A 10,654-nucleotide genomic window follows, 5' to 3' on the forward strand; every position below is an offset into this window, starting at 1 on the left:
AAGGAGTAACACGAGGTTAGTTATTATTCTCCGGGGCAAGCCATACAACGTTCGGTTTCCTCGTTACCCAAACGCAGCTTGCTCTGCAGGTCGCGCAACGCGGTGCGCAACCCTTCTTCGATGACCGGATGGTAGAACGGCATATCCAGCATCTGATCTACCGTCATCTTCTGCTGATGCGCCCATGCCAGCAGATGCGCAATATGTTCCGCATCCGGCCCTATCATTTCAGCGCCAAGGAACCTGCCGGTGCCTTGTTCGCCGTAAACGTGCAGCAACCCTTTGTTGCGCAGCATAACGCGGGAGCGGCCCTGGTTTTCGAAGGAGACTTCCCCAACGGCGAAGCAGCCGCACACGCCGTATTTCTGATTCAGTTCACGCAGCGTTGAACCGACCATCGCGATCTGCGGGTCGGAGAATACCACGGAGATTGCGCTGCGGCGCAAGCCAGACTTAATTTCTGGGAACGCGCCCGCGTTTTCGCCGGCAATACGTGCCTGATCGCTGGCTTCGTGCAACAGCGGCAGTTGATTGCTGGCGTCGCCGGCAATGAAGATGTGCTCAACGCTGGTTTGCATCGTCAGGCGATCGGCGACGGGAACGCCGCGCGCATCCAGCTTCAGGCCGGTGTTTTCCAGGCCGAGGTTGTCGACATTCGGGCGGCGCCCGGTGGCGGCCAGGACGTAGTCAACCATGATTTCCTGCGGCTTGCCGGTCAAATCCAGGTAACGGATGGAAACGCGGTCGCCTTCGCGCTGCATGCGTTCGACCTTAACGTCCGGATCGAGGTAAAACTCTTCGCGCAGGGCACGGGTGGCGTAATCGCGGATGTCGCTGTCGGTCAGCGGACCGACAGCGCCGCCGACGCCGAACATTTTCACCTCAACGCCGAGGCGGTGCAGCGCCTGGCCCAGCTCCAGCCCGATAACGCCGGGACCGAAGACGGCCACGGAGCGCGGCAGGTCATCCCAACTGAATACGTCGTCATTGATAACCAAGCGGTCGCCCAGTTCATTCCACGGCGTCGGCCAGGCGGGGCGGGAGCCGGTGGCGATGACGATACGCTTGGCGACGATGCGGGTGTGATCGTCAACCTGCAGAGTATTGTCGTCGAGAAAGCGGGCGTAGCCACGGATTTTGTCACTGTCAGGAATGCTGTCTACGCCTTCCAGTACAAAGCCTACGAAACGGTCGCGCTCGCGCTTAACGCGATCCATGACTTCACGGCCGTTGATTTTTGTTTCTCCCTGGGGATGGATGCCGAAGCCCGGCGCGCGCTCGATTTGATGCACGGCTTCCGCCGCTGCGATCAGCAGCTTCGACGGCATGCAGCCGACGCGGGCGCAGGTGGTGCCGAAGGGGCCGCCTTCGATCATAACCACGCTGGGGGTGGATAATTTAGCCGCGCGATAGGCGCCCAGACCCGCGGTTCCTCCGCCGATCACGGCGACGTCTACGTTCAGTTCTTTCATGGTTTTCGCTCCTGCACCGAAAAAAAAGGGCGGGACATGCCCGCCGAATATGTTGGCTTTCTGAGCCTTTACGGCTTCTTCATGTCATTAAGCGTGTTGCAGGTAAACTTCCAGGTCGTCGCTGCCGCCGATGTGACGTCCGCCGATGTAGACCTGCGGAACGGTGGCGCGGCCGGTTACGGCGCGCAGGCTGACGGTGGTAGCATCTTTGCCCAGGACGATTTCTTCATACTGAATGCCGCGATCCTGAAGCATTTGCTTCGCCTTGGCGCAGTACGGGCAACCGGGTTTGGTGAACAGAGACACGGACTCCTGCAGTTTCACCTCCGGCGCCAGGTATTTCAGCATGGTGTCGGCATCAGAAACTTCAAACGGGTCGCCCGGCTTGTTGGGTTCTACAAACATTTTTTCTACCACGCCGTTACGTACCAGCATGGAGTAACGCCATGAACGCGGGCCGAAGCCAAGATCGGCTTTCTCGACCAGCATGTTCATGCCTTTGGTGAATTCGCCGTTGCCGTCCGGTACGAAGGTAATGTGTTCAGCTTTTTGATCGGCTTTCCAGGCGTTCATCACGAAGGTGTCGTTGACGGAAACGCACAGGATGCTGTCAACGCCGTGCTGGTGGAATACCGGAGCCAGCTCGTTGTAACGCGGCAGGTGGCTGGAAGAGCAGGTCGGGGTGAACGCGCCCGGAAGCGAAAATACGATGACGGTCTTGTCTTTGAATAACTCGTCGGTGGTTACGTCAATCCACTGGTCGCCTTGACGGGTGTGGAAAGTGACCTGCGGAACTTTTTTACCTTCTTGGCTCGTAAACATTGATTAACCCTTTAATTATCCAATAAGAAATTTTTTTCTGCCGGACCGTTGTCCCTTGTTGCCGATATTATTCCCGCCAGGGCTTGATAGTTCTAATCGTTCATTGCTATCTTATTTATCGCCATGAGCTATCATGGCCCGGGAGGATAACTATGAACATTCGTGATTTGGAGTATCTGGTGGCGCTGGCCGAACATCGCCATTTTCGGCGGGCGGCGGATTCCTGCCACGTTAGTCAGCCGACGCTGAGCGGCCAGATCCGCAAGCTGGAGGATGAGCTGGGCGTCATGCTGCTGGAACGGACCAGCCGCAAGGTGCTGTTTACCCAGGCGGGCTTACTGTTGGTGGAGCAGGCGCGCACCGTGCTGCGTGAGGTGAAGGTGCTCAAGGAGATGGCGAGCCAGCAGGGCGAGGCGATGTCCGGCCCGCTGCACATCGGCCTGATCCCGACGGTCGGGCCTTATCTGTTGCCGCACATTATTCCCATGCTGCATCAAACCTTTCCCAAGCTGGAGATGTATCTGCATGAAGCGCAGACGCATCAGCTATTAGCGCAGCTCGACAGCGGGAAGCTGGACTGCGCGATCCTGGCTCTGGTTAAAGAAACGGAAGCGTTTATCGAAGTTCCCCTGTTTGACGAACCGATGAAGCTGGCGGTTTACGACGGCCATCCGATGTCGCAAAAGGACAAGATCGCCATGCATGAGCTGGCGGGAGAGCGTCTGCTGATGCTGGAAGACGGTCACTGCCTGCGCGATCAGGCGATGGGGTTCTGCTTTGAAGCCGGCGCCGATGAGGACACGCATTTCCGTGCGACCAGCCTGGAAACGCTGCGTAACATGGTTTCCGCCGGCAGCGGCATTACTTTGCTGCCCTCGCTGGCGGTGCCGCAGGAACGTCAGCGCGACGGGGTGTGTTATCTGGAATGCTATCGCCCTGAGCCGAAACGCACCATTGCATTGGTGTATCGCCCCGGTTCGCCGCTGCGCGCCCGCTATGAGCAGCTCGCGGAGGCTGTCCGCGAGCATATGCAGGGCGTCATAGCGCAGAGCGAGACGTTAAAACAGGCGGTTTAATCCGTTTAACGCCGCCACGCGGTAGGCTTCGGCCATGGTGGGATAGTTGAAGGTAGTATTCACGAAATATTCGATGGTATTGCCTTCGCCTTTCTGTTCCATGATGGCCTGGCCGATATGGATGATTTCCGCCGCACGTTCCCCGAAGCAGTGGATGCCGAGGATCTGCTTGGTTTCCCGGTGGAATAAAATCTTCAGGCTGCCCACGTTCATACCGGCGATTTGCGCTCTGGCCAGGTGCTTGAACTGGGCGCGGCCCACTTCATACGGCACTTTCATCGCCGTCAGTTCCTGCTCGGTTTTGCCTACAGAGCTGATTTCCGGAATGGTGTAAATGCCGGTGGGAATATCTTCCACCAGATGCACATTCGCTTCGCCTTTCGCAATGGCCTGAGCGGCAATACGACCCTGATCGTAAGCGGCGGAAGCCAGGCTGGGATAGCCGATAACGTCGCCGACGGCGTAAACGTGAGGCACTGCCGTCTGGTACATGCTGTTCACTTTCAGCAGTCCGCGGCCGTCCGCTTCCAGCCCGACGTTTTCCAGCCCCAGCGTATTGGTGTTGCCGGTTCTGCCGTTGGCGTACAGCATGCAGTCCGCTTTCACCTTCTTGCCTGACTTCAGGTGCATGATAACGCCGTCGTCAACGCCTTCAATGTGTTCGAATTCTTCGTTGTGACGAATAACGACGCCGCTGTTCCAGAAGTGGTAGGAAAGCGCGTCCGACATCTCTTGATCGAGGAACGCCAGCAGGCGATCGCGGGTGTTGATCAGATCGACTTTTACGCTCAGCCCGCGGAAGATCGACGCATATTCGCAGCCGATGACCCCAGCGCCGTAAATGATGACGTGCTTCGGCTCATGGTTGAGCTCCAGGATCGAGTCGCTGTCGTAAATGCGCGGGTGGCTGAAGTCGACGCCCGGCGGATGGTACGGGCGCGAGCCGCAGGCGATAATGATATTTTCGGCCGTCAGAACATCGTGCGTGCCGTCCGGATAAGTCACGCTGACGGAATGGGCGTCCACGAAGCGCGCTTCGCCGGAAAAAATCTCGCAGTTGTTGCGTTCGTAAAAGCCCTGACGCATACGGGTTTGCTGATTGATGACGTTGTCCGCCTGACGCAGGATGTCGGGAAAGGTGGACTTCAGGATGCGTGAGTTGTCGCTGTAAAGCGGGTTCTGGTTGAATTCAATGATGCGGCTGACGGCGTGGCGCAATGCTTTGGAGGGGATGGTGCCCCAGTGGGTACATCCGCCGCCGACGCTGAAATAGCGTTCTACGACAGCCACGCGCGCACCTTGTTTCACCAGTCCCATGGCGGCACCCTCGCCGCCGGGCCCTGAGCCAATGACGATGGCATCAAAAGAGAGATGTTGTTGCATGTAGGGTTGGCCTTCTTATACAAACTTACAACGATACTTTAACATCATATCGCTGAATCCCCAATCATCCCTATGCTTTTCGTGGCAATGGCGCCGGCGCTGACTGTAATTCCTACGTGACATCCCGTTTGGCTAACAGCCATTGAGGTAAAATTTGGTATAGTGATGGAATTCTTACGATTCAGACATAGACATATTATTGATACGGATTAATTAAAATGGGCGTCAGAGCGCAACAAAAAGAACGAACCCGCCGATCCCTGGTTGAAGCCGCCTTCAATCAGCTCAGCGCCGAGCGCAGTTTCGCCAGCCTGAGCTTACGTGAGGTTTCCCGTGAAGCGGGCATTGCGCCGACGTCTTTTTACCGTCATTTCCGCGATGTCGATGAGCTGGGGCTGACCATGGTGGACGAAAGCGGCCTGATGCTGCGTCAACTGATGCGCCAGGCCCGTCAGCGTATCGCCAAGGGCGGCAGCGTTATCCGGACCTCCGTTTCAACGTTTATGGAATTCATCGGTAACAATCCCAACGCATTCCGCCTGTTGCTGCGTGAACGTTCGGGAACATCGGCCGCATTTCGTGCCGCGGTGCAGCGTGAAATTCAGCACTTCATCGCGGAACTCGCCGATTATCTTGAAATCGAAAATCACATGCCGCGCAGTTTTACCGAGGCTCAGGCGGAAGCGATGGTTACTATCGTGTTCAGCGCCGGTGCGGAAGCGCTGGATATTGACGCGGAGCAGCGTCGCCAGCTTGAAGAACGGTTAGTATTGCAGCTGCGCATGATTTCCAAGGGCGCTTATTACTGGTACCGGCGTGAACAAGAGAAGGCACACACCGGCGTTGCCTTATTGCAGAGCGAATAACCCTAACGAACAACAAAGAGGAGAAGGGAAAGATGAACGAGAATCACCGTATGGACACTGGAACTCTGATTCTGGCACTGATCGCGGGGCTGTCGGTTAACGGCTCGTTTTCAGCCCTGTTTAGCTCATTGATTCCTTTCTCCGTATTTCCGCTGATTGCCCTGGCGCTGTCGGTGTACTGCCTGCATCAGCGCTACCTGAACCATTCAATGCCGGAGGGCATGCCGTTGCTTTCCGCCTCCTGCTTCCTGCTGGGATTGCTGCTGTACAGCGCCATCGTGCGCGCGGAGTACCCGGCCATCGGCTCCAATTTCCTGCCTTCGCTGCTGTGCGTGGCTCTGGTTCTGTGGATTGGCAGCCGGGTGAAGTCGATGAAGCGGCAGGCGATGCCGGTGGAGTCCGGTCAGGAATAAACGCGAAAAAAAGCAGCCGGATGGCTGCTTTTTTTCAGGTGCGTTTTTCCAGCAAAACGCCGCTTTCCATATGGTGGGTATAAGGAAATTGATCGAACAGCGCTAGGCGCGTGACCCGGTGGGTTTGATTCAGCGTGCGCAGGTTGTCGCACAGCGTTTCCGGATTGCAGGAGATATAAAGGATGCGCGGATAGCCCTGCACCATCTTCAGCGTTTCATCATCAAGCCCGCTGCGCGGTGGATCGACGAAAATCGTCTCGCAGTGATAGCTTTTCAGATCGATCCCCTGCAACCGGTTGAACTCGCGCACGCCGTTCATCGCCTGAGTGAATTCTTCCGCCGACATACGAATAATCTGCACGTTTTCTATCTGGTTGGCCGCGATGTTGTACTGGGCGGCGGCGACCGACGGCTTGGCGATTTCCGTCGCCAGCACCCGGGAGAAATTGCGCGCCAGCGCCAGGGAAAAGTTGCCGTTGCCGCAGTACAGCTCCAGTAAGTCACCGGACGCGCCCTGGGTGACGTCCAGCGCCCATTCCAGCATTTTGACGCTGACCTCGGCATTGGGCTGGGTGAAACTGTTTTCTATCTGACGGTAGATCATCGGACGGCCGGCAACGGTCAGGCGTTCGTCGGCGTAGTCCTGATCGAGGCAAATCTTGGTCTTGGTCGCCCGCCCGATGAGGTGCAGGTCAAACCCCTGCGCCCGCAGGGCATCGCGCAGCTTTTCGGCCTCTGCGCGCCACTCGTCGCTCAATGCGCGGTGATACAGCAGGGAAACCACCACTTGACCGCTGAGCGTAGAGAGATAGTCGATCTGGAAAAGTTTGTGGCGTAATACCGGAGTCGGACGCAGCAAATCCAGCAGGCGCGGCATCAGGTCGTTGATCAACTGGCTGGCCGCCGGAAATTGATCGACGCGGATCCGCTGCCGGGTCTGCTGATCGAAGATGATGTGGTACAGATCGTCGCCGTCGTGCCAGATACGAAACTCCGCCCGCATACGATAATGACTGACCGGAGAACGAAAAACCTCCGCCTGCGGGGCATCAAAGGGCGCCATCATGCCGGCCAACCGGGCGGTTTTCTCTGCTAGTTGCTCATCATAATGTTCGATCGGCAATACGTCAGGCGTCATCGGGGGTCTCGTCGGCAAAAAATAATCAGAGGGCGATTGTAGGGAATGGGGCGTCGATGTCCAGCCTTGTCGGCAGAATAGAAGTCTAGACATCCAACATCCTTTATCTTAGCATGGCTGCCCGGTCTTCAGCCAAAGAGTTAAAAGGGAATCCGGTGTAAATCCGGAGCTGACGCGCAGCGGTAAGGGGAAGTCACGGCGATAGTTTGACACTGTCCTGCGGGATGGGAAGTCATCGCCCGGTGTATAAGCGCCTTTATACAAATCCCAAGCCCGAATACCTGCCGGACACGTCGCTCACATGGCTTTCGCGAATTATTGCCATGGCTTGCGGCATCCTGCCAATTCAGTTTGGATGCTGGTATTTACATGATAATCAATAAAAATACGCTGCTGGTTGCCTTGTCTGCCGCAGCATTTCCGGGATGGGCGCAGGACAGCGCAGTGACAGCCCCTTCTTCCTCCGGGAACGATGATGACACCGTAGTAGTGACCGCCAACCGCTTTGCCCAACCCGTTTCTACCGTGCTTGCGCCGATCAGCGTCGTTACCCGTGCGGATATCGATCGCTGGCAGGCGAAGAGTATGACGGACGTGATGCGCCGTCTGCCAGGGGTGGATTTCTCGCAGAGCGGCGGGATGGGGCAATTGAGTTCGCTCTATATCCGCGGCACCAACTCCAGCCACGTGCTGATTTTGATTGACGGCATTCGCATGAATCAGGCCGGCGTCAGCGGGTCGTCCGATCTCAGCCAGATTCCGGTGTCGCTGGTACAGCGGGTGGAATATATCCGCGGGCCGCGCTCTGCGATGTATGGTTCGGATGCCATCGGCGGCGTCATTAATATCATCACCACGCGTGAAAACGACGGCACCACGCTGTCGGCCGGGCTGGGGTCGAACGGGTATCAATCCTATGACGCAGCTACCCAGCAACTGGTGGGCCAAAACACGCGGGTGACGCTGGCGGGCAACTACACCTATACCCACGGTTATGACGTGGTGGCAAATCTGCCGGATAACTACGGTAACCCCGCGCAGTCTGACCGCGATGGTTTCATGAGCAAATCGCTTTTTGGTTCCGTCCAGCAGCAGTTCAGCGATCAAATCAGCGGTTTCGTTCGCGGCTATGGTTATGACAACCGCACGGCGTATGACGGCACCTCTAACTTTTACTACCCTTATGCGCTGGCGGATACCCGTAAACTTTACAGCCAGACGTGGGATACCGGATTGCGCTTCCATGAAGGCGCGTTCGCTTCCCAACTGGTGGCCGGTTACAGCCACAGCAAGGATTACAACTACGATCCCAAGTACGGCCCTTACGATGCCTCCGCCACGCTGGATGAAATCAAGCAATACAACGTGCAGTGGGGAAACAGCTATCAGATGGGTCACGGTAACGTCAGCGGCGGCGTAGACTGGCAAAAACAGAGCACTGAGCCGGGCACAAGTTCTCTGGCGGAGGGGTATACCCTGCGCAATACCGGTGTCTATGCCACAGCGATGCAGATGGTGGGGCCGGTGACGCTGGAAGGCGCGGTGCGCGGTGACGATAACTCGCAGTTCGGCTGGCACGGAACCTGGCAAACCAGCGCGGCCTGGGAGTTCGTCGATGGTTATCGCGTGTTTGCTTCTTACGGCACGGCGTATAAGTCGCCCAATCTGGGGCAGCTCTACAGCAACTATTATGGCAACCCGGACCTGAAGCCGGAGGAAAGCAAACAGTGGGAAGGGGGCTTTGAAGGTTTGACGGGGCCGGTAAGCTGGCGGATATCCGGTTACCGCAGTAATATCGACAACCTGATTGACAGCGATCCGACAACATACCGTTATTACAACATCGGCAAAGCGACGATTAAGGGTGTGGAAACCACGGCCTCCTTCGACACCGGCCCGCTGACGCACCGTGTTTCTTACGACTACGTCGACCCGCGTAACGGTAAAACCAATGAAATTTTGCTGCGGCGCGCCAAACAGCAGTTCAAATATGAGCTGGACTGGCAGGTGTATGACTTTGACTGGGCGCTGACCTATCAATACCTTGGTCAGCGTTATGACAAGAACTTCAACACCTATCCCGCCGAAACGGTGAAGATGGGCGGCGTCAGCCTGTGGGATATCGCAGTGTCGTATCCGGTCACCTCTCAGCTTACGCTTCGTGGTAGAATAGCCAACCTGTTCGATAAAGATTACGAGACGGTTTATGGCTACCACACACCTGGGCGGGAATACTTCTTCACCGGAACCTATTCCTTCTGATCGGCTAAGCGATCTCAGCCCGACCGTGCTGGTTTTTGACTCCGGCGTCGGTGGTTTGTCCGTATATGATGAGATCAGGCAATTGTTGCCTGATCTTCATTACATCTATGCATTCGATAACCAGGGATTTCCTTACGGAGAGAAAGAGGGCGCTTTCATCATTGAACGCGTGGTGAAGATCGTGGAGGAAATTGAGCGGCGTCATCCGCTCTCCGCGGTGGTCATCGCCTGTAATACCGCCAGCACGGTCACGCTGCCGGCGCTGCGTGAACGTTTTTCTTTCCCCGTGGTGGGCGTCGTGCCTGCCGTTAAACCAGCAGCGAAGCTGACCCGTAACGGTATTGTCGGCCTGCTGGCAACGAAAGCCACGGTACAGCGCGCTTATACGCACGAACTGATTGCCCGGTTTGCAGCAGATTGTGACATCCGGTTGCTGGGCTCGTCGGAGCTGGTGGAAATCGCCGAGGCGAAGCTGCATGGCATGCCGGTGGAGAAAAGCGCGCTGAAGAAAATCCTGCGGCCGTGGCTGTCGATGGCCGAGCCGCCGGATACGGTGGTGTTAGGCTGCACGCATTTCCCGCTGCTGAAAGATGAGCTGAGTGATGTCTTGCCGGACGGCACCCGCCTGGTGGACTCCGGCGCGGCGATTGCCCGTCGCGTCGCCTGGCTTATCGCCAATCAGGAAAATAAACTTTCCGGCCGTCAGCCCGGTTTTGCTTACGCTACCCGGCTGGATACGCAGACCGATGCGTTATTGCCCGTTTTGCAGCAGAGAGGGCTGGCAACGCTTGACCACTTGCCGCTTTAACCGCCGAATCCGGATGTTTTGTTTAAAGAATCGGCATTTGAATTTTTTTTTGAAATTAGCTCTTGTCTGTTATCGATAAGTCCCTATAATGCGCCACCACTGACCGGCGATAAGTGCCCGGCAGGAGAAGAGAAAGCGGATTTGCACAGCGAATTCTGAAAAAGAAAAGCTTGACTCTTCAGGGAGAAAACGTATTATGCGACTCCCGCGTCTGCGAGTTTTAAACCCGATGGCGCAACGCTCTTTAACAATTTATCAGACAATCTGTGTGGGCACTCACAAGACATTGTATCCATGTCCCTTGGACATTAAACAAATCAAAAGTCTTGAAGAGTGAACAACAGTTAATTCATTACGAACTAACAGTAAGATTCTTTGAGCATCAAACTTTAATTGAAGAGTTTGATCATGGCT

General features: G+C 56.3%; 9 protein-coding genes and 1 riboswitch. Of the genes, 5 read left to right on the forward strand and 4 right to left on the reverse strand.

Annotated features, from left to right (window positions below):
• Positions 1–23 precede the first annotated feature (23 nt).
• Positions 24–1,472, reverse strand: a complete 1,449-nt coding sequence (locus tag C8D90_RS19110) for a dihydrolipoyl dehydrogenase (protein ID WP_115460061.1) — start codon at positions 1,470–1,472, stop codon at positions 24–26.
• Between the two features lie 87 nt (positions 1,473–1,559).
• Positions 1,560–2,294: a glutathione peroxidase gene (locus C8D90_RS19115; RefSeq protein WP_115460062.1), complete on the reverse strand. Its 735-nt coding sequence runs from the start codon at positions 2,292–2,294 to the stop codon at positions 1,560–1,562.
• A gap of 152 nt (positions 2,295–2,446) precedes the next feature.
• Here C8D90_RS19115 and oxyR point away from each other — a divergent pair, with 152 nt between their 5' ends.
• Positions 2,447–3,370: a DNA-binding transcriptional regulator OxyR gene (gene oxyR / locus C8D90_RS19120; RefSeq protein WP_115460063.1), complete on the forward strand. Its 924-nt coding sequence runs from the start codon at positions 2,447–2,449 to the stop codon at positions 3,368–3,370.
• On the opposite strand, the gene sthA is transcribed toward oxyR, so the two are convergent.
• Positions 3,353–4,753: a Si-specific NAD(P)(+) transhydrogenase gene (sthA, locus tag C8D90_RS19125; RefSeq protein WP_115460064.1), complete on the reverse strand. Its 1,401-nt coding sequence runs from the start codon at positions 4,751–4,753 to the stop codon at positions 3,353–3,355. The two genes, oxyR and sthA, sit on opposite strands and share 18 nt — an antisense overlap.
• 218 nt (positions 4,754–4,971) lie before the next feature.
• Between sthA and fabR the strand changes: the two genes are divergently transcribed.
• Together fabR and C8D90_RS19135 are read left to right on the forward strand one after the other, a co-directional pair.
• Positions 4,972–5,619 carry an HTH-type transcriptional repressor FabR gene (fabR, locus tag C8D90_RS19130; protein WP_115460065.1) on the forward strand — a complete coding sequence of 216 codons (648 nt, stop codon included), beginning with the start codon at positions 4,972–4,974 and terminating at the stop codon, positions 5,617–5,619.
• A 32-nt stretch (positions 5,620–5,651) separates the two neighbouring features.
• Entirely contained in the window at positions 5,652–6,032 is a 381-nt protein-coding gene (locus C8D90_RS19135; RefSeq protein ID WP_115460066.1) for a YijD family membrane protein, read from the forward strand.
• Positions 6,033–6,066: 34 nt separating this feature from the next.
• Here C8D90_RS19135 and trmA read toward each other — a convergent pair whose 3' ends face one another.
• Entirely contained in the window at positions 6,067–7,170 is a 1,104-nt protein-coding gene (trmA, locus tag C8D90_RS19140) for a tRNA (uridine(54)-C5)-methyltransferase TrmA (protein WP_115460067.1), read from the reverse strand.
• Between the two features lie 106 nt (positions 7,171–7,276).
• Positions 7,277–7,473: riboswitch (cobalamin riboswitch) on the forward strand.
• Positions 7,474–7,539: 66 nt separating this feature from the next.
• Between trmA and btuB the strand changes: the two genes are divergently transcribed.
• Positions 7,540–9,432 (forward strand): TonB-dependent vitamin B12 receptor BtuB, encoded by a 1,893-nt coding sequence (btuB, locus tag C8D90_RS19145; RefSeq protein WP_115460068.1) that lies wholly within the window; start codon positions 7,540–7,542, stop codon positions 9,430–9,432.
• A complete protein-coding gene (gene murI / locus C8D90_RS19150; protein ID WP_115460069.1) occupies positions 9,377–10,240 on the forward strand; it encodes a glutamate racemase in 864 nt (287 codons plus the stop codon). Before btuB ends, murI begins: the two co-directional genes overlap by 56 nt.
• Positions 10,241–10,654: the final 414 nt, after the last annotated feature.

Source organism: Enterobacillus tribolii (assembly GCF_003363015.1).
Classification (GTDB): Bacteria; Pseudomonadota; Gammaproteobacteria; order Enterobacterales; family Enterobacteriaceae; genus Enterobacillus; species Enterobacillus tribolii.

Bases quoted from the DNA above. Each gene is read 5' to 3' on its own strand.
- C8D90_RS19135 (WP_115460066.1), top strand. From the start codon at position 5,652: ATGAACGAGAATCACCGTATGGACACTGGAACTCTGATTCTGGCACTG.
- sthA (WP_115460064.1), bottom strand. From the start codon at position 4,753: ATGCAACAACATCTCTCTTTTGATGCCATCGTCATTGGCTCAGGGCCC.
- murI (WP_115460069.1), top strand. From the start codon at position 9,377: ATGGCTACCACACACCTGGGCGGGAATACTTCTTCACCGGAACCTATT.
- C8D90_RS19115 (WP_115460062.1), bottom strand. From the start codon at position 2,294: ATGTTTACGAGCCAAGAAGGTAAAAAAGTTCCGCAGGTCACTTTCCAC.
- oxyR (WP_115460063.1), top strand. From the start codon at position 2,447: ATGAACATTCGTGATTTGGAGTATCTGGTGGCGCTGGCCGAACATCGC.
- fabR (WP_115460065.1), top strand. From the start codon at position 4,972: ATGGGCGTCAGAGCGCAACAAAAAGAACGAACCCGCCGATCCCTGGTT.
- C8D90_RS19110 (WP_115460061.1), bottom strand. From the start codon at position 1,472: ATGAAAGAACTGAACGTAGACGTCGCCGTGATCGGCGGAGGAACCGCG.
- trmA (WP_115460067.1), bottom strand. From the start codon at position 7,170: ATGACGCCTGACGTATTGCCGATCGAACATTATGATGAGCAACTAGCA.
- btuB (WP_115460068.1), top strand. From the start codon at position 7,540: ATGATAATCAATAAAAATACGCTGCTGGTTGCCTTGTCTGCCGCAGCA.